The 22,492-nt window shown below is 62.9% G+C and carries 20 protein-coding genes and 1 tRNA gene; 19 read left to right on the top strand and 2 right to left on the bottom strand.

The window, feature by feature from the left end; translation table 11 throughout:
* Positions 1 to 11: 11 nt before the first annotated feature.
* The 6 genes from ribB (at position 12) to hisF (ending at position 4,083) form a co-directional block, all read left to right on the top strand.
* The gene (ribB, locus tag MU551_RS12250; protein ID WP_372489854.1) at positions 12 to 698 is read left to right on the top strand and encodes a 3,4-dihydroxy-2-butanone-4-phosphate synthase; all 687 of its coding nucleotides are present in this window, start codon (positions 12 to 14) and stop codon (positions 696 to 698) included.
* On the top strand, positions 698 to 1,408 hold the full coding sequence (gene ribA / locus MU551_RS12245; protein ID WP_247044679.1) for a GTP cyclohydrolase II: 711 nt from the start codon (positions 698 to 700) through the stop codon (positions 1,406 to 1,408). The genes ribB and ribA overlap by 1 nt, the downstream gene beginning before the upstream one ends.
* Before the next feature lie 105 nt (positions 1,409 to 1,513).
* A complete protein-coding gene (gene ribH, locus MU551_RS12240; protein ID WP_247044676.1) occupies positions 1,514 to 1,999 on the top strand; it encodes a 6,7-dimethyl-8-ribityllumazine synthase in 486 nt (161 codons plus the stop codon).
* Positions 2,000 to 2,087: 88 nt separating this feature from the next.
* Complete coding sequence (locus MU551_RS12235) at positions 2,088 to 2,351, top strand: phosphoribosyl-ATP diphosphatase (RefSeq protein WP_247044674.1); 264 nt, start codon at positions 2,088 to 2,090, stop codon at positions 2,349 to 2,351.
* A gap of 64 nt (positions 2,352 to 2,415) precedes the next feature.
* Positions 2,416 to 3,261 (top strand): ATP phosphoribosyltransferase, encoded by an 846-nt coding sequence (gene hisG, locus MU551_RS12230; RefSeq protein WP_247044667.1) that lies wholly within the window; start codon positions 2,416 to 2,418, stop codon positions 3,259 to 3,261.
* A gap of 45 nt (positions 3,262 to 3,306) precedes the next feature.
* On the top strand, positions 3,307 to 4,083 hold the full coding sequence (hisF, locus tag MU551_RS12225) for an imidazole glycerol phosphate synthase subunit HisF (protein WP_247044665.1): 777 nt from the start codon (positions 3,307 to 3,309) through the stop codon (positions 4,081 to 4,083).
* 32 nt (positions 4,084 to 4,115) lie between these two features.
* Here the strand turns inward: hisF and MU551_RS12220 are convergent, their stop codons facing one another.
* The gene (locus tag MU551_RS12220; RefSeq protein ID WP_247044657.1) at positions 4,116 to 4,760 is read right to left on the bottom strand and encodes a TIGR03085 family metal-binding protein; all 645 of its coding nucleotides are present in this window, start codon (positions 4,758 to 4,760) and stop codon (positions 4,116 to 4,118) included.
* A 101-nt stretch (positions 4,761 to 4,861) separates the two neighbouring features.
* Between MU551_RS12220 and hisI the strand changes: the two genes are divergently transcribed.
* From hisI to pyk, 11 genes are all read left to right on the top strand, one after another.
* Positions 4,862 to 5,317, top strand: a complete 456-nt coding sequence (gene hisI / locus MU551_RS12215; RefSeq protein ID WP_247044655.1) for a phosphoribosyl-AMP cyclohydrolase — start codon at positions 4,862 to 4,864, stop codon at positions 5,315 to 5,317.
* Between the two features lie 77 nt (positions 5,318 to 5,394).
* Complete coding sequence (locus MU551_RS12210; RefSeq protein ID WP_247044629.1) at positions 5,395 to 6,990, top strand: anthranilate synthase component I; 1,596 nt, start codon at positions 5,395 to 5,397, stop codon at positions 6,988 to 6,990.
* A gap of 86 nt (positions 6,991 to 7,076) precedes the next feature.
* The gene (locus tag MU551_RS12205) at positions 7,077 to 7,688 is read left to right on the top strand and encodes a Trp biosynthesis-associated membrane protein (protein ID WP_247045209.1); all 612 of its coding nucleotides are present in this window, start codon (positions 7,077 to 7,079) and stop codon (positions 7,686 to 7,688) included.
* Positions 7,689 to 7,754: 66 nt separating this feature from the next.
* Complete coding sequence (locus MU551_RS12200; protein WP_247044627.1) at positions 7,755 to 8,057, top strand: HGxxPAAW family protein; 303 nt, start codon at positions 7,755 to 7,757, stop codon at positions 8,055 to 8,057.
* A 2-nt stretch (positions 8,058 to 8,059) separates the two neighbouring features.
* A complete protein-coding gene (trpC, locus tag MU551_RS12195; protein WP_247044619.1) occupies positions 8,060 to 8,878 on the top strand; it encodes an indole-3-glycerol phosphate synthase TrpC in 819 nt (272 codons plus the stop codon).
* Between the two features lie 153 nt (positions 8,879 to 9,031).
* Entirely contained in the window at positions 9,032 to 10,351 is a 1,320-nt protein-coding gene (gene trpB / locus MU551_RS12190; protein WP_247044617.1) for a tryptophan synthase subunit beta, read from the top strand.
* On the top strand, positions 10,348 to 11,166 hold the full coding sequence (trpA, locus tag MU551_RS12185) for a tryptophan synthase subunit alpha (RefSeq protein WP_247044615.1): 819 nt from the start codon (positions 10,348 to 10,350) through the stop codon (positions 11,164 to 11,166). Before trpB ends, trpA begins: the two co-directional genes overlap by 4 nt.
* Positions 11,167 to 11,169: 3 nt before the next feature.
* Complete coding sequence (gene lgt / locus MU551_RS12180; RefSeq protein ID WP_247044601.1) at positions 11,170 to 12,330, top strand: prolipoprotein diacylglyceryl transferase; 1,161 nt, start codon at positions 11,170 to 11,172, stop codon at positions 12,328 to 12,330.
* A gap of 262 nt (positions 12,331 to 12,592) precedes the next feature.
* On the top strand, positions 12,593 to 17,209 hold the full coding sequence (gltB, locus tag MU551_RS12175; RefSeq protein ID WP_247044566.1) for a glutamate synthase large subunit: 4,617 nt from the start codon (positions 12,593 to 12,595) through the stop codon (positions 17,207 to 17,209).
* Positions 17,202 to 18,659, top strand: coding sequence for a glutamate synthase subunit beta (locus MU551_RS12170; protein ID WP_247044564.1), 1,458 nt, complete (start codon positions 17,202 to 17,204; stop codon positions 18,657 to 18,659). Before gltB ends, MU551_RS12170 begins: the two co-directional genes overlap by 8 nt.
* A 72-nt stretch (positions 18,660 to 18,731) precedes the next feature.
* Positions 18,732 to 20,225, top strand: coding sequence for a pyruvate kinase (gene pyk, locus MU551_RS12165; RefSeq protein WP_247044561.1), 1,494 nt, complete (start codon positions 18,732 to 18,734; stop codon positions 20,223 to 20,225).
* Between the two features lie 84 nt (positions 20,226 to 20,309).
* Here the strand turns inward: pyk and MU551_RS12160 are convergent, their stop codons facing one another.
* On the bottom strand, positions 20,310 to 20,915 hold the full coding sequence (locus MU551_RS12160) for an ANTAR domain-containing response regulator (RefSeq protein ID WP_247044559.1): 606 nt from the start codon (positions 20,913 to 20,915) through the stop codon (positions 20,310 to 20,312).
* 209 nt (positions 20,916 to 21,124) lie between these two features.
* On the opposite strand from MU551_RS12160, the gene MU551_RS12155 reads away from it, so the two are divergent.
* A tRNA-Leu gene (locus tag MU551_RS12155) sits at positions 21,125 to 21,206 on the top strand.
* An 86-nt stretch (positions 21,207 to 21,292) separates the two neighbouring features.
* Positions 21,293 to 22,423, top strand: coding sequence for a tyrosine-type recombinase/integrase (locus MU551_RS12150; RefSeq protein WP_247044551.1), 1,131 nt, complete (start codon positions 21,293 to 21,295; stop codon positions 22,421 to 22,423).
* Positions 22,424 to 22,492 lie beyond the last annotated feature (69 nt).

Genomic DNA, 22,492 nt, shown 5'->3' with positions numbered 1-22,492 from the left:
ACCCGCTGGATCTGGCCGCTCCTGTCGAATTGGGCGTTGTTCCGTCAGCGTTGGACACCATTGAAGAAGCAGTAAGGGCCATCGCCGCCGGCCGACCGGTCATCGTGGTGGACAACGAGGACCGCGAAAATGAGGGCGACATCATTTTTGCGGCGGAGTTTGCCACGCCGGCCCTGATGGGCTGGACCGTCCGCTACAGCTCGGGAGTCATTTGTGTTCCCCTCGATGGTGCCCGCGCTGATGTCCTGGCATTGCCGCCCATGGTCGAAGTCAATGAAGACTCCAAGGGAACTGCCTACACAGTCTCCTGTGATGCGGCAGTCGGCGTGACCACGGGAATTTCGGCGTCCGACCGTGCCCTGACTGCCAGGGTGTTGGCCGATCCGGCCAGCAAACCGGCCTCGCTCACACGTCCCGGGCATGTTTTTCCGCTTCGCGCCGTTGAGGGTGGTGTACGGGAACGTCCTGGCCACACGGAAGCGGCCGTTGAGCTGTGCCGGCTGGCGGGACTGTCGCCCGTGGGTGTGATTGCAGAACTGGTGTATGACAACGGAGAGATGATGCGGCTGGATGGACTGCGGGTTTTTGCTGCAGAACACGGCTGCCCGCTCATCTCGATCGAGGACCTTGTGAGCTATCTGGGCAATGGGGACCACAGTAGGCGGGCATCGGTTCCGGCCGGAAAAGAGGAGAAATAATGACGGCTTCAAAAGCCCATAAGGCAGCTAACGGCGCAGAGCCCCACCCGGTCAGCGGTGGCCCGGTGGTCCAGCTGCCCAGCGAGTTCGGCGGTTTGGTTGCCCAGGCATGGATTGACCTCGAAACCGGCGCCGAGCACCTGGCTGTGAGCTCTCCCATTCCGCCCACCGACGGGCAGGCACCCCTGGTGCGGCTGCACTCGGAATGCCTCACTGGCGACGTCTTCGGGTCCTACCGCTGCGACTGCGGCGAACAGCTCGCCTATGCGCTGGAGATGATCAGCGAATATGGCGGGACGTTGCTGTACCTCCGGGGGCAGGAAGGCCGCGGCATAGGCCTTGCCAACAAGATCAAGGCCTACGCCCTTCAGGAAGCCGGACTGGACACCGTAGAAGCCAACGAGCAGCTGGGGTTGCCTGTGGATGCCCGTTGCTACAAGGCTGCGGCGCAGATCCTGGCAGAAATGGGGCTCACCGAAATCCGGCTCCTGAGCAACAACCCTGATAAGCAGAACAGGTTGGCCAAGGCGGGCGTCACAGTGGTGGAGATGATTCCCACCGAGGTTCCCTCCCGCGAGCAGAACATCCGGTACCTGCAGACCAAGAAGGACCGGATGGACCACAGGCTTGTCCTTGGCGCCGAGTCCGCCACCGTTTCCGCTGGGGCCGTCGGCATGGCCGCCACCCCCTTTGACCACGAACAGGACTGAGCCGGCCTCTGCCTGAACTGACCCGGGCTGAGCTGCCTGGTCCAAACAGAACCTCGTCAACACTGAACACCAAGACCCACCACAACTACTGAACGGAACCTCGCAATGAGCGGACACGGCGCGCCCGAAATCGACTTGACCACCCTGAACCCGGACGAAACGTCCCGCCTGAAACTGGCGATTGTTGCCGCCAGCTGGCACACGCAAATCATGGACGGCCTGCTCGACGGTGCGCTCCGGGCTGCCAAAGAGGCCGGCATCAGCGAGCCCACCGTCCTGCGGGTACCAGGCAGCTTCGAGCTTCCCGTCGCGGCCGCCCGGCTGGCCTCACACTTTGACGCAGTCGTGGCACTCGGTGTGGTGATCAGGGGAGGCACCCCCCACTTTGACTACGTCTGCCAGGCCGCCACGATGGGCCTGACCGATGTCAGCGTCAAAACCGGCGTCCCCGTTGGATTCGGTGTGCTGACCTGTGACACGGAACAGCAGGGCCTTGACCGGGCCGGCCTTCCGGGTTCCTCGGAGGACAAGGGCCATGAAGCCGTGACAGCGGCCCTCGCAACGGCAGTGACCCTGGGCCAGTATCGGTAATTAGCCGTCTGTGCTTTCTGTCACAACGCCGTCGTCATGCTACGGCCCGGCAGGCGCTCTCCAGCCTCGAGCAAGTAGGCTGGAGGGCGTGAAGAATTTCGAGACGCTGTTTGCAGAACTCAGTGAGAAGGCTGCAACACGCCCGCCCGGCTCCCGCACGGTCGCTGAATTGGAGTCCGGGGTCCACGGCATCGGCAAGAAGGTTGTCGAAGAAGCAGCGGAAGTCTGGATGGCTGCTGAGTACGAATCAGACGAAGCAGCCGCTGAGGAGATCTCCCAGCTGCTCTACCACCTGCAGGTTCTGATGCTTGCCAAGGGACTAAGCCTGGAAGACGTTTACAAGCATCTTTAGCCGCGTCGCTGCGGTCACACCCTGCTTGAACCGATTCCGTCCCCACCCAGAAAGATTTTCCTCCATGCTGCGAGTTGCCGTTCCCAATAAAGGATCCCTGTCCGAAGCCGCCTCCGAGATGCTCGCCGAGGCAGGCTACCGCCAGCGCCGAGATGGCGGCCGCGAGCTGGTGCTGGTTGATCCGGACAACGACATTGAGTTCTTTTTCCTCCGCCCGCGCGACATCGCTGTGTATGTAGGGCAAGGAACGCTCGACGTCGGGATCACCGGCCGGGACCTGCTGCTGGACGCCGAGGTGGAGGCGGAGGAGCTGCTCGGCCTTGGGTTTGCCGCCTCGACTTTCCGCTTCGCTGGGCCCGTAGGTGACTTCGACAGCGTTGAACAGCTTGAGGGCAAGCGGCTCGCCACGAGCTACGACGGCCTTCTGCGGGGATACCTTGCCGAGCGGGGAATCAACGCCAAAGTGGTACGGCTCGACGGCGCCGTCGAGTCCTCCGTGAGGCTCGGCGTCGCCGACGCAATTGCCGACGTCGTCGAGACCGGGACCACGCTCAAGGCTGCCGGGATGGAAATCTTCGGGGAACCGATCCTGCTCTCCGAGTCGGTGCTCATCGGCCGCAAGGGTGAAAAGAATCCAGCGGCCGACATCCTGATCCGCCGTCTTCAGGGTGTCCTCGTAGCCCGCCAGTACGTGCTGATGGACTACGACATCCGTAAGGAACTGGTGGAAGAGGCAGCCGCGCTGACCCCCGGCCTTGAGTCTCCGACTGTCTCCCCGCTGCGCGACTCTGACTGGGTGGCAGTGCGCTCCATGGTGCCGAAGAAGGAAACCAACCGGATTATGGACGAGCTCTATGACCTGGGTGCCCGTGCCATCCTTGTCAGCAGCATCCACGCCTGCCGCATCTGAGCCCCTCGTCCACAGAGTTTCCTTTATAAGTTTTCAGGAGAAGTCATGGCTGTAGCCGTACGCGTCATCCCATGCCTGGACGTTGATGCCGGCCGCGTGGTCAAGGGCATCAACTTTGAAGGCCTTCGCGATGCCGGAGACCCGGTGGAGCTCGCGCACCGGTACGACAACGGCAGTGCCGACGAGTTGACGTTCCTCGATGTCACAGCGTCTTCCGGCAACCGCGAGACCACCTTCGACGTCGTGCGCCGGACCGCCGAAGAAGTCTTTATTCCGCTGACAGTAGGCGGCGGTGTGCGCGGCGTTGCTGAGGTGGACAAGTTGCTGCGCTATGGAGCCGATAAGGCATCCATCAACACAGCCGCTGTAGCGCGTCCCGACGTCGTGGATGAGATCACCAGGCACTTCGGCTCCCAGGTGCTGGTGCTGTCTGTGGATGCACGGCGTAACCGACCCGGCTCCAAACCGACCCCGTCCGGCTTCGAAGTGACAACCCACGGCGGCCGGCAGGGGACCGGGATAGACGCCATCGCCTGGGCCAAGGAGGCAGCGGACCGCGGCGTGGGAGAAATTCTGCTTAACTCCATCGATGCTGACGGAACCAAGGACGGCTTCGACCTGGAGCTCATCCGTTTGGTTCGTGCCGCAGTTCGGGTTCCCATCATCGCCTCGGGCGGAGCGGGCGAGCCGGCCCACTTCCCGCCGGCCGTGGCCGCGGGCGCAGATGCCGTCCTGGCCGCATCCATCTTCCACTTCGGACCTGACGACATGATTTTGCAGGTTAAGACGGCCATCCGCGAAGCCGGTTTCGAAGTCCGCTAGCCCTCGCACGGACAGCCGCCTGCCCGTATTAGCTACAGGCCCACTTCTGCGGACTGGAGCAGCGCAACGGCGTCGGGCTGGCCTTCAAATGTGACGAGGGCATGTTTCGTTCTGCCGTGCGCATGCATCAGCAACTCACCGGGTTCCCCGACGATCGCAACCGAAACAGGCGCGCGCTTGGCAACGTGCCGCGGGCCTGAAGGGCGCACCAGCACCACACCCAGGTCCACGCCGCGATACAGAATGGCAGCGCGCTTAACGAGTTCGTCCCAGAGTGCGTCGGAGTATTCGGCGTCCAGGGCGCGGGGAGCCCAGCGGTCCACTGCGCGTCGGACGTCTTCAGTGTGGACGAAGTACTCAATGAGGTTCGAGCTTTCGTCCAGCGCCGGAATATTCATGGGGGAAAGAACCGGAGGACCTGCCCGGAAGGTGTTGACCAGGCGGTTGTAGTCCTCTGTGGTCTTCAGCTTGGCCGCCAGTTTCGCCGTCGCTTTGTCCGAGGCCTTTGCCAGGCCCTTGAACAGGAGCCCCAGTCCGACGGCGGCCTTCCGCTCGCGCAGATAGAGGTGCGCGGCGAGATCCCGGGTTTGCCATCCGGTGCAGAGCGTGGGGGAGTCCGGACCGGCCGCCAGCAGGGTCTCGGCCAGAACTTCTCGGGACGGTTCGACGAAATGCATCACTTGTGAAAGTAGCACGACAGGGCGGGACACGCGCAGTGGAACCGCCGCCTCGGCTGGTGCTGATCTTCACACTTTCGGCAGGCACTAGACTTGACCTGATGTCTGAGCAGCCCGCCCCCGCCCCGCGCGCGTCAAACCCGCCCGTTTCCACGCCTGTAGCTACGGCTGGTTCAACGACGGGTTCGCAGCCACGGGCCAGTGACCTTCCGGCCGGAATTGCCGCTGCCCTCAAGCGTGACAGCGCCGGCCTGGTGGCGGCCGTGGTGCAACAGTACGACACGAATGAAGTGCTCATGCTGGGCTGGATGGACGATGAGGCACTTCAGCGGACCCTGAGCACAGGCCGTGTGACGTTCTATTCACGCTCCCGCCAGGAGTACTGGCGTAAGGGAGATACCTCGGGGCATGTCCAATGGGTTAAGTCCGTGGCCCTTGACTGTGACGGAGACGCCCTGCTGGTCCGGGTGGACCAGGTAGGCGCGGCCTGCCACACGGGAACGCGGACCTGCTTCGACGGCCGCGAACTCGAAGCCGTAACAGGCAGTTCCTCCTGACCCGGACCTGAATCAGGACCAGCAGCACACCCCCTACTTTCAATTGCCACTTATAGAACAGGCGGAGAACCATAGCCATGCAGGACCTTGGAGTCATCAGCCCGGGCCTGGAAGAGTTCCGCGAACTCGCAGGCCACAGCCGCGTCATCCCCGTCCGTCTCAAGGTCCTGGCGGACGCTGAAACGCCGATCGGCCTGTACCGCAAGCTCGCGCAGGGCCAGCCGGGCACCTTCCTCATGGAATCCGCTGCGGTAGGCGGTTCCTGGTCCAGGTACTCCTTCATCGGCGCCAAATCCCGGGCTACCCTGACCACCAAGGACGGCCAGGCGCACTGGCTCGGCGAGCCGCCTAAGGGTGTGCCCGTCGACGGCAATCCGGTGGACGCTGTACGGGACACCATTGAGGCCTTGCGGACGGACAGGTTCGACGGACTGCCTCCCTTCACCTCAGGCCTGGTCGGATTCCTCGGCTGGGAAACCGTGCGCCATTGGGAGAAGCTCACCAGCCCTCCCGAGGATGATCTCCAGCTGCCCGAAATGGCGCTCAACCTGGTCACCGACATGGCCGTGCACGACAATACTGACGGCACAGTGCTGCTCATCGCCAACGCCATCAATTTCGATAACAGCTCCGAGCGCGTCGACGAGGCATGGCACGACGCCATCGCCCGCGTGAAGGCGCTGCTGAGCAGGGTCAGCACCCCTGTGCAGCAGCCCGTCTCGGTCCTGGAGCCTGCGGCCTTGGACTTCGCCTCCAGCGTGCAGGAACGCTGGAACGAGCCGGAGTATCTGGCCGCAATTGACCGCGGCAAGGAAGCAATCGTCGACGGCGAAGTCTTCCAGGTGGTCATTTCGCGCCGGTTCGAGATGGAATGCGACGCCAGCCCGCTCGACGTGTACCGCGTGCTCCGCAACACCAACCCCAGTCCGTACATGTACATCTTCAGCCTCGAGGATGCCGACGGGCGTGAGTACTCGATCGTGGGTTCGTCCCCGGAGGCTCTCGTCACCGTGAACGGCGAGGAAGTCATCACCCACCCGATCGCAGGATCCCGCCCCAGGGGCAAGACAGTGGAGGCGGATAAAGCGCTGGCAGAGGAACTGCTGGCCGATCAAAAGGAGCGGGCTGAGCATCTGATGCTCGTTGACCTCTCCCGTAACGACCTCTCCAAGGTCTGTGTGGCCGGCACCGTGGATGTCACCCAGTTCATGGAGGTGGAGCGTTTCAGCCACATCATGCACCTCGTCTCCACAGTGGTTGGCAACCTCGCGCCCACAGCGAAGGCCTATGACGTCCTGAAGGCTACTTTTCCGGCGGGAACGCTTTCCGGTGCCCCCAAACCGCGTGCGCTGAGGCTCCTGGACGAGCTCGAACCTCACCGCCGGGGTATCTATGGCGGGGTTGTTGGCTACCTGGACTTCGCGGGAGACATGGACATGGCCATCACCATCCGGTCCGCCCTCCTGCGTGACGGCCGCGCCTACGTCCAGGCTGGCGGCGGGATCGTGGCGGATTCGGTCAATCCCACCGAAGCCCTCGAGACGGTCAACAAGGCCGCCGCGCCTCTCCGGGCGGTCCACATAGCGGGATCGCTGCACAATATCCAGGAGGAAGGCGTGCCCGTTCCAGGCAGCCTCCCGCCGTCGCCTGCTGCAACAGGTCCGGGCGTCTGATGCGCCGATCCGACAAGTCAGCGAGCTCCACTGCTTCCACCGGAGGCGGCACCGCCGGCACCGACCCCACTGCCACGGGAGCGACCATGGGGGGAACCGGCACCAAGCCTGCACCGGCATGGACCCGAAAACCGTTCCTCGTCATGATCATTGCCTTGACGGCGCTGGCCGTCGTCGGAACCACCACCCAGACCTGGATAACCGTCCATCTGGATCCCGCCCAACTTGGCCAGGCTGTCAACACCCAGGACGGCCTGCCGGTCCAGGGGAGCAAAGCTGCAACAGCGGTAACGGCACTTGCAATCGTCGCCCTGGCAGGCGGCCTGGCTGCCTCGATCGCCGGCAGGATCGCGCGCTGGATTATTACGGGAATTATCGTCGCCGCTTCTGCGGGAATCCTGGCGGCCGCCCTGACTGTCCTCGCTGATCCGCTGGCTGCGTCCCAGGGTGCTATTGCGGCAGCAACAGGCGTTGCCGGAAGCAACGTCCAGGTGAGCGTTACGGCTTTCCCTGCCCTCGCCGTCGTTGCCGGAACAATGCTCGGATTGAGCGCCCTCCTGATAATCCCGGCGAGCCGGTATTGGAAGGCGCGTACGCGGTTTGACGCGGCGGCGGCCGGCACGAATCCTGAAGCCTCCGGTCCGGCTGACGAGATTGACAGCTGGGACAGGTTGTCAAAGGGCGACGACCCCACCTGAGCCGATGTCCAAGGCAGGGACAAAAAATGGCAGAATGTAAGCAGTATTCATCCTGAGGAGATTTTCATGAGCAAAGCCACTGTTTCCGCATCCAAGTCAGGTTCACCGGCAGGCGCCTCCGCCGCCGGTGTCGACCTAGGCGTTGACCACAGCATTGAGCTTGGTCATGGCAACAGCCCGGCAGCGTGGACGTGCGTCATCGTGATGCTCGTTGGTGCGCTCATTGCTTCCATTGCGTTCGTCATCGCCAGCACTCCGATCTTCATCGCCGGCGGGATTGTGATGCTGGTCGGCTTGGTCCTCGGTTTCGCGATGCGCAAGGCAGGCTACGGCGTCGGCGGCAGCAAGCTGAAGAACTCCGGCCACTAGAAGTGACAGTTCTCGATGACATCAACGCCGGTGTTAGGGAGGATCTGGAGGCACGGCGTCGTCTCGTTTCCCTCGCGGAACTGAAGGACCTCACGTCCGCAGCCGCCCCTGCCCGGGATGCCTGGGCTGCCCTTGGCGGTAACTCTGCCAGCCGCGAGCAGCTCAAGGTCATCGCCGAAATCAAACGGCGCAGTCCTTCCAAGGGGGACCTCGCCAGTATCACCGATCCTGCCGCGCTGGCCGTCCAGTATGCCGACGGCGGAGCTTCAGTGATCAGCGTCCTGACTGAACAGCGCCGCTTCAATGGATCCCTTGCCGACCTCGACGCCGTCCGGGCAAGTGTGGATATCCCGCTGCTCCGCAAGGACTTCACGCTGGACGAGTATCAGATCTGGGAAGCCCGCGCACACGGGGCGGACATGGTCCTGCTCATTGTGGCAGCCCTTTCCGATGCCCAACTGCAGGAGTTCAGTGCATTGAGCACAGAGCTTGGCATGAATGTCCTCGTGGAAACGCATACGCCTGAGGAGATTGAGCGTGCTGTCGCGGCCGAGGCGAGAATCATCGGTGTCAACGTGCGCAATCTGAAGACTCTCGACGTCGACCGTTCAGTTTTTGCCTCCCTGGCAGGGAGTATTCCGGCAAGTGCTGTCATCGTCGCCGAATCGGGTGTGCGGGGCGTCGACGACGTCACCCACTACGCCGCCCACGGCGCCAACGCGATCCTTGTCGGCGAAGCCTTGGTCAGCGACGCGACTCCGCGGGAGCGGATAGCAGAATTCACAGCGGCCGGCGCCGAAGCTATCGCCGCCCGCGTCTGACAACCGGTACTCCGCTGCAGGCGGCCGCCTGCAACGGTCTGCCGCACGTCATGTTGCCGGACTTACGGCGCACGACAAAAAGCAACTGAGCGCCACATAGAACACTGAGCACTACATAAAACACTGAAACAGTGGAACAGGATGGTGAGACTGATGGTCGACGCACCAACAGCCGGCTCTGACAAGGATGCCGTGGACGCATTCCTTCAAGGGGGACCGTCGCTGCGCCATGCACCCGGCCCCTACTTCGGCTCCTACGGCGGGCGCTGGATGCCCGAATCGCTGATCGCCGCCCTGGACGAGCTTGAAGATACCTTTGAGAAGGCCAAGGCCGATCCGGAGTTCATCGCGCAGATCGCGGACCTGAACAAGAACTACTCAGGGCGTCCCTCACTGCTCACCGAAGCTAAGCGGTTCTCCGCTCACGCCGGGGGAGTGCGCGTGTTCCTCAAACGCGAAGACCTCAACCACACTGGCTCCCACAAGATCAACAACGTCCTGGGCCAGGCGCTCCTTGCCAAGCGCATGGGCAAGACTCGGGTCATCGCCGAGACCGGTGCCGGCCAGCACGGCGTTGCCAGCGCCACGGCCGCCGCTTTGCTTGGCCTCGAATGTGTTGTCTACATGGGCGCTGAAGACTGCCGCCGGCAAGCGCTGAATGTTGCCCGGATGGAACTGCTGGGCGCTACGGTCATCCCCGTGACCAACGGTTCTCAGACGCTCAAGGACGCCATCAACGAGGCACTCCGTGACTGGGTTGCGAACGTCGGAAACACCCACTACCTGCTCGGTACTGCCGCCGGGGCCCACCCGTTCCCCGCGTTGGTCCGCTACTTCCATGAGGTCATCGGCGAGGAAGCCCGCGCCCAGATCCTCGACCAGGCCGGTCGCCTACCGGATGCGGTGTGCGCCTGCATCGGCGGCGGATCCAATGCCATCGGGATCTTCCACGGATTCCTTGATGACCCGTCCGTGAGGATCTACGGATTTGAAGCCGGCGGCGACGGCGTCGACACCGGCCGCCATGCAGCTACGATCACCCTGGGCAAGCCCGGCGTCCTTCACGGTGCCCGCTCCTACCTGATGCAGGACGACGACGGCCAGACCATCGAGTCCCACTCCATTTCCGCCGGACTGGACTACCCCGGCGTCGGACCGGAGCACTCCTACCTCGCGGACATCGGACGGGTCAGCTACGAGCCCATCACCGACAGCGAAGCCATGGACGCGTTCCGTCTCCTGTGCCGTACAGAGGGCATCATCCCCGCTATTGAGTCGGCGCACGCCCTGGCCGGCGCCATCAAGGTGGGGCAGCGGCTCGCCGCAGAAGACGGCGACGCCAGCAGCAAGATCGTGCTCGTGAACCTGTCCGGACGAGGGGACAAGGACGTGGCAACAGCCGCTGAATGGTTCGATCTGCTGGACAAGGATTCCGCAGAAGCCGAGATCGGCAAAGAGGGAGAGCAGCTGTGACCGGCGTTCAGGACATCACCAGCACCAGCAAATCGGCAGCAGCCATTGATAAGGCGCGTGCCGAGGGCCGGGCGGCACTCATCGGCTACCTGCCGGCGGGGTTCCCCAGCGTCGAAGACACTATTGCCGCAGGCATCGCCCTGGCCGAGAACGGTGCTGACCTCATCGAGATCGGCATCCCGTATTCGGACCCGGTCATGGACGGCCAGGTTATTCAGGCAGCCACCACCGAGGCTCTCGCCAAGGGCTTCTCCGTGCGGCAGGTGTTCGACGTCGTCGCCGGCATCACCAGCAAAACCGATGCCGCTGTGCTGGTTATGACCTATTGGAACCCTGTGATCCGGATGGGCGTTGACGAGTTCTCCCGCCGCCTCTCCGAAGCAGGGGGAGCAGGCCTCATCACTCCGGACCTCATCCCTGATGAAGCGGCCGACTGGATGGAAGCCTCCGATAAGTACGGTCTGGACCGCGTGTTCCTTGTCGCGCCTTCCTCATCACCGGAACGGATGCGGCGTACGGTCGACGCCAGCCGCGGTTTTGTTTACGCCGTCTCCATCATGGGCGTCACCGGCGCAAGGTCCTCTGTCAGCAGCGCCGCAAAGGATGTGGTGGCTGCGGCCAAGGTGGCAGGCGCCGAACGGGTTTGTGTGGGACTCGGTGTTTCCACCGCTTCGCACGTCCGGGAAATTGCTGAGTACGCCGACGGCGTGATCGTGGGCACGGCTCTTGTGGCCGCCATCCGCGACGGTGGTGTGGACGCGGTTGCCGCGCTCACCAAAGACCTCCGCACCGGACTCAACAAGGAAGTAGCCTAAATAATGCAGACTGTCCTCCACGCTGCCGCCCTCGTGCCGGCAAGCATCCCGAGCCCGGACTGGTCCGGCTTCGATATCCCGCTGCCGTGGGGGTCACTCCGCATCCACGCCTACGCCCTGTGCATCCTGGCCGGCATCATCGTGGGATTGTGGCTCACGTCCCGACGCTGGAACAAGAGGGGGACGCCGGAAGGCAGCCTGTGGGACATCGCCATCTGGGCGATCCCCTTCGGCATCATCGGCGGACGCCTGTATCACGTCTTTTCTTCCCCTGATGCCTACTTCGGCCCTGGCTTCGACGGCACGGGCGATCTTTCACTGATTCCGCAGATCCAGCGCGGCGGCCTGGGGATCTGGGGCGCTGTGCTGCTGGGTGCAGTCGGCGCCTGGATTGGCTGCCGCCGTGCAGGAGTGAAGCTCACCGCATTCCTCGATGCAGCTGCGCCCGGACTGTTGCTTGCCCAGGCAATCGGCCGGTGGGGGAACTACTTCAACCAGGAACTCTTCGGCAGCCCCACCACCCTTCCTTGGGGACTTCAGGTGGACGCCGACAACGCGAATTTCCCGCCCGGGATGCCTGTTGACACGCTGTTCCACCCCACATTCCTGTACGAGTCGTTGTGGAACCTGGTTGGCGTCGCCCTCCTGCTTATCCTGGACCGCAGGTTCAACTTCCGGCGCGGCCGGCTTTTCTGGCTCTACGCGATGTATTACACACTGGGCCGTGTCTGGATTGAGGCTATGCGGATCGACGACGCCGAGCAGATCAACCTGTTCGGCATCACCACCAGGCTCAACGTCTGGACCAGCATCTTCGTGTTTGTTGCGGCACTGATTGTCTTCATCGTGCTGGGCAGGAAGAAGCCGGAAGAGCCCGACACCCCTTATCTGGACGGGCGCAGTTCTGCAGACCACGATGCAGCGGCAGCCGAAACAGTCGAATCAGCTGACGTCAAAAGCATCCGTGATGCGGACGAACATGTCTCAGATAGTGAATCGCGTGGTAATCTCCCTGATAACCAAAGCGATCCAGACCGTGCTTCCTCCCAGGAAGTGGCGGACGAATCAGACGGTGGAAGCACTTCCCTCCAGGAAAAGCAGCCGACTGCAAAGTCCACTGATGAGGTTACGGAAAACGCGCCGGAGGCTGGCAGCACCAAGTAGGCCAGTAACGGTATAGCAGGGCATCAGAGTTACCGCTCCGAGAGCCCGCTCCACAGCGTCGTGGCATGAGGGCCCGCCCTGCCAGCACACAGCTGCTGACCGGTCAAGCCCGGGTCGTAGACCTGCGTAACTGTTAGTTGAGCAGGGCCCTCTGGCCTACAATTCCAAGTACTAACACTTTGTTGTGCCCATCACAGTGGTGCTCAAAGTCGGGCCAACGTTGTCCCTTCCATACGCACGATCAGGAGGAAGGACGTCTCCAATGACCCAAACTCTTCACAGCCCCAGCTGGTCAGAACCAAGCCAGTCCCAAGCGGCCATGTCGCCGTTCAAGCGGTTCGCCATGCTGCCGGAGTCCGGCGGTCTGTACAACGCTGAGCAGGAGAAGGACGCCTGCGGCCTCGCCATTATTGCCACCCTCCGCGGTGAACCCGGCTACGACATCGTTGATGCTGCCCTGACTGCCCTGCGTAACCTTGAGCACCGGGGCGCCGTGGGCGCGGATGAAGGTACCGGCGACGGCGCCGGCCTCCTGATGCAGGTGCCGGACGAGTTCTTCCGCGCTGTCACCGACTTCGAACTTCCCGCCCCCGGCCAGTACATCGTGGGTACAGCCTTCCTCCCTGCTGAGCAGCGGGAGTCAGATGCAGCCAAGGCAGGAATCGAAGGGCTGGCTGCAGATGAGGGCCTGACAGTTCTGGGCTGGCGGGAGGTTCCCATCGTTGCTGACCTGGTGGGTGCCATGGCCCGTGCCTGTATGCCGTACTTCTCCCAGCCTTTCCTCGCTTCCAGCAGTGGGGAGCAGCTGGATCGCAACGAACTCGATTCGCGTGCCTGGCGGATCCGCAAGCGCGCCCAGAACAAGTTCGGCGTGTACTTCCCGTCGTTCTCGTCCCGGACCATCGTCTACAAGGGCATGCTCACCACTGCCCAGCTGGAGCCGTTCTACCCCGATCTTTCGGACAAGCGCTTCAAAACGAAGCTGGCGATCGTCCACTCGCGCTTCTCCACCAACACGTTCCCTTCGTGGCCGCTGGCGCAGCCCTTCCGCACCATCGCCCACAACGGCGAAATCAACACGGTCAAGGGAAACAGGAACTGGATGCGTGCCCGCCAGTCCCAGCTGGCCAACCCGCTGCTCGGGGATGCCCCCGAAGAGCTGTATCCCATCTGCACCCCGGGTGCCTCCGACTCCGCTTCCTTTGATGAAGTAGCCGAGCTGCTGTGGCTGTCAGGCCGCCCCATCACGCACTCGATCATGATGATGATCCCCGAGGCCTGGGAAAACCACGCCACCATGGATCCCGCCCGCAAGGCGTTCTACGAGTACCACTCCTTGCTGATGGAACCGTGGGACGGCCCGGCAGCCGTGTCCTTCACTGACGGCAACCTGGTCGGCGCCACGCTGGACCGCAACGGTCTCCGCCCCGGACGCTATTGGATCACCGAGGATGGCCTGATTGTGTTCGCCTCCGAGGTGGGCGTCATCGACGTCGAGGCTTCGAAAGTGGTCAAGAAGGGCCGGGTTTCTCCCGGCAAGATGTTCCTTGTGGACACCGACGCCGGCCGGATCATCGGCGACGCCGAGGTCAAGGCCGAGGTGGCCGCCGCCAATCCCTGGGCCGAGTGGGTCAAGGACAACCTCATTGACCTCAAGGACCTTCCCGAGCGTGAGCACGTGGTCCACACCGCAGCCTCCGTGAACATCCGTCAGCGGACCTTCGGCTACACCACCGAAGAGCTGAAGATCCTGCTCGGCCCTATGGCACGCACCGGAGCTGAGCCTCTCGGTGCAATGGGCTCCGATACGCCGGTGGCTGTTCTGTCCAAGCGGCCGCGACTCCTCTTCGACTACTTCGTGCAGTCCTTCGCCCAGGTCACCAACCCGCCGCTGGACGCCATCCGCGAAGAACTGGTCACGTCCCTGACGTGTGCCATCGGACCCAACGGCAACCTCCTGGACACCAAGCAGGTCCGGCAGCCGCAGGTCCAGCTGCCGTTCCCGGTAATCAACAACGATCAGCTCGCGAAGATCGCCAACATCGAAAGCCCCGACGGCGACAGGGTTGCCATGAAGGTCCGGGGGTTGTACCGGCCCGAGGGTGGCGAAAACGCGCTGCGTGCCCGACTTACCGAAATCTGCGAGCAGGTTTCGGGTGCTATCAACCGCGGTGTGCAGTACATCGTCCTCTCTGACCGCGACTCCAATGCACAGTGGGCACCTATCCCGTCGTTGCTGCTGGTCAGTGCCGTGCACCACCACCTGTTGCGCAGCGCCAACCGCACGAAGACGGCCCTCGTGGTCGAAGCCGGCGACGTCCGCGAGACGCACCACGTTGCCGTACTGATCGGCTACGGTGCCTCGGCGGTCAACCCCTACTTGGCCATGGAATCAGTGGAGCAGCTCATCAGCTCCGGCGACGTCCTCGGTGTCACCCCGCAGGACGGTGTCTACAACCTCATCAAGGGCCTCGGCAAGGGCGTCCTGAAGATCATGTCCAAGATGGGCATCTCCACCGTGGCCTCCTACACCGGTGCCCAGACGTTCGAGGCCTTGGGCCTTGGGCAGGAACTCGTGGACGAATTCTTCTCCGGAACGCATTCCCAGCTGGGCGGCGTCGGACTGGACGTCATCGCTGCCGAGGTTTCGGCCCGCCACCAGATGGCCTACCCGGAGAACGGCATCGAACTGCCGCACCAGCCCCTGCTGGGCGGCGGCGAATACCAGTGGCGCCGCGACGGCGAACCCCACCTGTTCAACCCGGAGACGGTGTTCCGCCTGCAGCACGCCACGCGTGAACGGCGCTATGACATCTTCAAGTCCTACACCAGGGGCGTTGACGACCAGTCCGAGAACCTCATGACCCTCCGTGGCCTCCTGAAGTTCAAGTCCGGGGTGCGTCCGGCGGTGCCGCTTGAGGAAGTGGAGTCCGTTTCAAGCATCGTCAAGCGCTTCTCCACCGGCGCGATGAGCTACGGATCCATTTCCAAGGAAGCGCACGAGACCCTTGCCATTGCCATGAACCGGCTGGGCGGAAAGTCCAACACCGGCGAAGGCGGCGAGGACGTTGACCGGCTGCTGGACCCCGAGCGCCGTTCCGCGGTCAAGCAGATCGCCTCGGGCCGTTTCGGTGTCACCAGCCTTTACCTCACCAACGCCGACGACATCCAGATCAAGATGGCCCAGGGTGCAAAGCCCGGCGAAGGCGGCCAGCTGATGGCGCAGAAGGTCTACCCCTGGGTTGCCCGGACGCGCCACTCCACGCCTGGTGTCGGCCTCATTTCGCCGCCCCCGCACCACGACATCTACTCCATCGAGGACCTCGCCCAGCTCATTTACGACGCGAAGCGCGCCAACCCCTCGGCCCGGGTTCATGTCAAGCTCGTGTCCGAAGTGGGGATCGGCACGGTTGCCGCCGGTGTTACGAAGGCGAAGGCCGACGTCGTACTGGTTTCCGGTCACGACGGCGGTACCGGCGCCTCGCCGCTGAACTCGCTCAAGCATGCCGGTGTTCCCTGGGAACTGGGGCTCGCCGAAACGCAGCAGACGCTGATGCTCAACGGCCTCCGCGACCGCGTTGTGGTCCAGGTGGATGGCCAGCTCAAGACCGGCCGCGACGTCGTCATCGCCGCGCTGCTCGGTGGCGAGGAGTTCGGCTTCGCGACCGCTCCGCTGGTGGTATCCGGCTGCATCATGATGCGTGTCTGTCACCTCGACACATGTCCGGTGGGTGTCGCCACGCAGAACCCCGAGCTCCGGGCCCGCTTCAACGGCAAGCCTGAGTTCGTGGTGAACTTCTTCGAGTTCCTGGCCGAGGAAGTCCGCGAGATCCTTGCGGAGCTTGGCTTCCGCAGCCTGGAAGAGGCGATCGGCCATGCAGAGATGCTGGACACCCGTGAAGCCATCAACCACTGGAAGGCCGAAGGCCTGGACCTGGATCCGATCCTTCACGGCCTCGAGTTCGACGACGACGCACCGCTGCGGAACCTGACCGGTCAGAACCACGAGCTGGACAAGCACTTCGACCAGCGGCTGATCACCATGGCTGCCGAAGCTCTCACCGACCGCAGCCCTGTGAGGATCTCGCTCGACGTCATCAACACGGACCGCTCGGTCGGAACGATGCTGGGTCACGTTGTGACCAAGACTTTCGGTACTGACGTCCTGGCTACCGACACGATCGACATCAGCCTGAAGGGAACCGCCGGGCAATCACTGGGTGCTTTCCTGCCTGCCGGCATCACGCTGCGCATGTACGGGGACTCCAACGACTACGTCGGCAAGGGCCTCTCTGGCGGACGCATCATTGTGCGCCCGGACCGCAGCAACATCTTCCAGGCAGAGCGGAACGTCATAGCCGGCAACGTCATCGGTTACGGGGCCACCAGCGGTGAGATGTTCCTCCGCGGCCAGGTTGGCGAACGCTTCCTGGTGCGGAACTCCGGTGCCACCGCCGTCGTCGAGGGAATCGGCGATCACGGATGCGAATACATGACCGGTGGCCAGACCCTGATCATCGGCCGTACCGGGCGGAACTTCGGCGCCGGCATGTCTGGCGGAACGGCCTATGTGCTGGACCTCCAGGTTGCCCGTGTCAACAAGGACGCCCTGGAGTCGGGGGAGTTGCAGCTCCGCGAGCTGGACGCAGAGGACCGTGACATCGTGCACGGACTGCTGGTCAAGCACGTCGAGGAGACCGAATCCCTCCTTGCCACGCGCTTGCTCGAAAACTTCGACGACACCGCTGCCCGAATTACCAAAGTGCTGCCGCGCGATTACGCGGCCGTCCTGCAAACCCGTCTTGACGCCATCGAAGAGGGCCTGGACCCCGACGGCGAAGAAGTATGGTCTCGAATCCTGGAGGTGACCGGTGGCTGATCCACGCGGATTTCTGAAAGTACGCCAGCGTGAGACACAGCCACGCCGTCCCGTTCCCGTCCGCATCATGGACTGGAAGGAAGTTTATGAGGCCCAGGAAAAGGGTGTCCTCAAAAGCCAGGCCGGCCGCTGCATGGATTGCGGCGTCCCGTTCTGCCACCAGGGCTGCCCCCTTGGCAATCTGATTCCCGAGTGGAATGACCTCATGTGGCGGGATAAGGGCGAGGAAGCGATTGAGCGGCTGCACGCCACCAACAACTTCCCCGAGTGGACGGGCCGTCTGTGCCCCGCCCCCTGTGAGGCCTCCTGTGTGCTCGGCATCAACCAGCCCGCCGTGACCATCAAGCAGGTTGAGGTGTCCATCATTGATGAAGCCTTCGACAACGGCTGGGTCAACCCGTTGCCGCCCACCCGGCTCACGGGCAAGACCGTGGCAGTGGTCGGTTCCGGTCCGGCAGGCCTTGCGGTTGCCCAGCAGCTCACCCGGGTCGGCCACACTGTGGCGGTGTACGAGCGCGACGACAAGATCGGCGGACTCCTCCGCTACGGCATCCCCGACTTCAAGATGGAGAAGGAGCAGGTTGACCGCCGCCTGGAGCAGATGAAGGCGGAGGGTACCCGCTTCCGGACCGGCGTTGCAGTAGGCACCGACGTGACCTGGGAACAGTTGCGCCGCCGCTACGACGCCGTCGTTATTGCCACGGGTGCCACCGTTCCCCGCGATCTTGGCATTCCCGGCCGTGAACTCGAGGGCGTTCACTTCGCCATGGATTACCTTGTCCCCGCCAACCGCGTGGTTGCAGGGGAGGCGGTGGAGAACCAGATCCACGCCAAGGGCAAGCACGTGGTGATCCTCGGCGGTGGAGACACCGGCGCTGACTGCCTCGGCACGGCTCACCGTCACCAGGCCGCCTCCGTGACCACGCTCGCCATCGGCAAGCAGCCTCCGGCCGAGCGTGCCGGGCACCAGCCGTGGCCCACCTTTCCTACGCTCTTCGAAATGGCAAGCGCCCACGAAGAAGGCGGGGAGCGTACGTACCTGGCCTCCACCGTCGAGTTTGTCGGCGAGAACGGCAAGCTGACGGGCGTAAAGGTAGCGGAGACGGAATTCGTCGACGGCAAGCGCCTCCCGAAGGCCGGAACCGAGCGGGTCATCCCGGCAGACCTCGTGTTCCTGTCCCTGGGTTTCACGGGTCCGGAACCGGCCGGTATTACCGAGCAGGTCCATGCGGACTTCGACGGTCGCGGCAACGTTGCGCGCGACGGCTACTACATGACCAACACCGAGGGTGTGTTTGTTGCCGGCGACGCAGGCCGCGGACAGTCGCTCATTGTGTGGGCCATCGCAGAGGGCCGTGCGTGCGCGGCAGCTGTGGACAAATTCCTAATGGGAAGCACCATCCTTCCCGCTCCTGTGGCTCCGACAGACCGGGCAATTGCCGTTCTGTAGCCACATCCGCGGGCAGCGGAAATTCATCTCCGCGACAGCTTAATCAACGCAACACACTACTAGGGTAGGCATATGAGACGCGCAAAAATTGTTGCCACATTCGGACCGGCTATTTCCAGCTATGAGAACACCCTCGCGGTGCTGGAAGCCGGCGTTGACGTGGCCCGGATGAACATGAGCCACGGTGACTACACCGTGCACGACAATACGTACGAGAACGTGCGCAAGGCCGCTGCAGACCTCGGCAAAGCCGTCGCCATCATGGCTGACCTCCAAGGCCCGAAGATCCGCCTGGGCCGTTTTGTCGACGGACCGCACGAGCTCAGCGTGGGGGACACCTTCACGATCACCACCGAGGACGTCCCGGGCACCAAGGAGATTTGCTCCACCACGCTGAAGAGCCTCACCGACGATGTCAACGTGGGCGACGCCCTGCTGATCGACGACGGCAAGGTTGCGCTGCGCGCCATTGAGGTCGACGACGTCAAGGTGGTCGCCCAGGTGACTGTCGGCGGTATGGTATCCAACAACAAGGGCATCAACCTGCCGGGTGTCGCCGTCAACGTTCCCGCACTGAGCGAAAAGGACGAGGACGATCTCCGCTGGGCCATGCGCCGTGGAGTGGACATGGTTGCCCTCTCCTTCGTCCGCGACGCCTCGGACATCAAGCGCGTCCACGAAATCATGGACGAAGAAGGCCGCCGCGTGCCGGTCATCGCCAAGATCGAAAAGCCGCAGGCCGTGGAGCAGCTTCACGAGATCATCGACGCCTTCGACGCCATCATGGTTGCCCGTGGCGACCTCGGCGTTGAACTGCCGCTCGAGGAAGTGCCGATCGTCCAGAAGCGCGCCATTGAGCTGGCACGCCGCTGGGCCAAGCCGGTCATCGTCGCCACCCAGGTGCTCGAATCCATGATCGACAACCCGCGCCCCACCCGCGCCGAAGCCTCCGACTGCGCCAACGCAGTGCTCGACGGCGCCGACGCAGTCATGCTGTCCGGTGAAACCAGCGTGGGCAAGTACCCGATCGAAACCGTCAAGGTGATGGCCCGCATCATCGAGTCCACCGAAGTTCACGGACTCGAGCGCGTTCCTCCGCTGGGCACCAAGCCCAAGACCCGTGGTGGCGCCATCACACGTGCCGCCGTCGAAATCGCCGACCAGCTGGAAGCAAAGTACATCTGTACGTTCACCCAGTCCGGTGACTCCGCACGCCGCCTTTCCCGTCTGCGCCCCATCAAGCCGGTCTTCGCTTTCACTCCGGTGGAGCACGTCTGGAACCAGCTGGCGCTCACCTGGGGCATCCAGCCGGTCCTCGTGCCGATGGTTGGCCACACCGATGAAATGACCGCCCAGGTTGACCGCAGCCTCCTGGACATGGAACTGGTGGAAGACGGCGACCTCGTGGTCATCGCTGCCGGTTCCCCTCCCGGAAAAGCAGGCTCAACCAACTCGCTGAAGGTGCACAAGGTAGGCGACCTCGCCGATACCTCCCGCCAGGGCGACGAAGCCGTCAGCAACAAGGAGAAGCTGGGCCCGTGGCCCGAGAAGAAGCAGAAGTCCTGACACCTTTGTGGTGCTAGACAACTAAGGAGGGTCCCCACCACATGGCGGGGACCCTCCTTAGTTTGTTTTGTATATTGCTGCTGTTCAGTTGACCTGGTTGATGATGGTTTCGGCCACTTCGCGCATGCTCAGGCGGCGGTCCATGGAGGTCTTCTGGATCCAGCGGAAAGCTTCCGGCTCCGTGAGGCCCATCTTGGTGGTCAGGAGGCTCTTGGCGCGCTCTACGAGCTTGCGGGTGGCGAACTGCTCCTGGAGGTCGGACACTTCGCTTTCGAGGGCCTTGATTTCCTCGTGGCGGGACAGTGCGATCTCCAAGGCAGGGATCAGGTCAGCGGGGGTGAAGGGCTTGACCACGTAGGCCATGGCTCCGGCGTCGCGGGCGCGCTCCACGAGTTCCTTCTGGCTGAAGGCTGTGAGCAGGACCACCGGGGCGATCCTGGCCTTGACGATCTTCTCGGCAGCGGAGATGCCGTCCATGACGGGCATCTTCACATCCATCAGGACGAGGTCCGGCTTCAGTTCCTCTGCAAGCTGCACTGCCTTTTCGCCGTTGTCCGCTTCGCCGACGACGTCGTAGCCTTCGCCGCGCAGGATCTCGATGATGTCGAGGCGGATGAGTGTTTCGTCTTCCGCGACTACAACTCTGCGCGCCGGCTGGGATGTGGGGTTTGACTCCGTCTGTTCTGACACGGGATCTCCTTGGAAAGGTACGGCGGGAACATGACCATTTTAGGTGCGCGCTCCCGCCAGTACTCGGACGTACATGGTTCGTTGCGGCGGCGTTGGCGCGATTCTGGAATTCAGCCTATCTGCATGTAGAGTAATTCCGCGCACTGGAAGTTATCGCGTTGCTCTCACCCTCGCGCTGAGACTACGATTGTTACTTCGGTGTAATCCGCGCCCGAGTGGCGGAATTGGCAGACGCGCCGCACTCAAAATGCGGTATCGAAAGGTGTGTGGGTTCGAGTCCCACCTCGGGCACAGCGTTTCCGCAGGTCAGAGGCCCTATGGGCCTCTGACTGTTGACAAAACCCCCAAAAGTGTTGACACGGACGTAGCATTTTTATGTGGCCAGCATTCGCAAACGTAAGAAGAGGGACGGTACGTCGTCCTTCATGGTGCTCTGGCGGGATCCGAAGAGCCGCCAGCAACAGGGCATCACCGTTGCCACAGAGGTCGAGGCCCAGACACTGAAGCGGCTGTTGGACGCGAACGGTCAGTCTTTCGAGATTGCCCAACATACAATTCTCTCCAATCAAGCCAGAGTGCCGACTGTTGCTGAAGTCATCCAGGAACACATCGACCTGCTGATCCGCCCTTCAAGTGGAACCACGCGGACGTATCAGGTGATGCTGGATCTTCATATTCGAAACATCATCGGTCACATCCCGGTAGACAAGCTCGACTATCGCCACATCGCTCATTGGGTGAAGTCGATGAGCGCTAAGGGCCGTTCAGCAAAGACCATCCATAACGTGCACGGACTGATCTCGGCCGCTATGAACACTGCTGAAATGCTCGGGTACGTTCCGCGGAATCCTTGTCGCGGCGTGCAGCTTCCCTCAGTTGAGAAAGCCGAAGACGAAGCCATGTTCCTGACTCATGGCGAGTTCAGCCTGATCATGGAAGGCATGGGAGAGCGGTACAAGGCATTCACAAGTTTCCTGGTCATGACGGGCACTCGGTTTGGTGAGGCCACTGCTCTGACCGTCGCTGATGTGGATCTGCTCGCAAAGCCTCCCACTGCGCGGATAAACAAGGCATGGAAGCGCGACGGCCAGAATCAGTACTACATAGGCGCCACGAAGACAGGAGCCGGCAAACGGACTATCGGGCTGAATCCAGCACTTGTTGAGCTGCTGATCCCGCTGGTTGCCAGTCGCCCGGGGAAAGAGTTGGTGTTCACCACGCCTAAGGGCCAGCGAATTATTCACAAGCTCTATTGGCACCATTACTGGGTGCCCGCAGTACGCACGGCCCAAGCCAATGGGCTCCTGAAAAGCCCGAGAATCCACGATCTGCGACACACCCATGCTTCGTGGCTTATCCAGGACGGTGTTCCATTGTTTACCATCTCGCGGCGCCTGGGTCACACATCTACCCGAACTACCGAGCAGGTATACGGACACCTGATGCCCGAGGCCCTGCAAGCCGGGGCGGATGCGACGGAACGCTCAATTTCGGGATTCGTTCGCTGACGGACAACAGGCGACCCAGATACAGCAGAAGATGCTGGAAAGCTGGGCTCAACGCCCCGCTTCAAAAAC

The organism is Arthrobacter rhizosphaerae, assembly GCF_023062595.1.
Classification (GTDB): domain Bacteria; phylum Actinomycetota; class Actinomycetes; order Actinomycetales; family Micrococcaceae; genus Arthrobacter; species Arthrobacter rhizosphaerae.
Note: the sequence above shows the minus strand (reverse complement) of the source record. Positions and strands in the feature narration are given on the sequence as shown.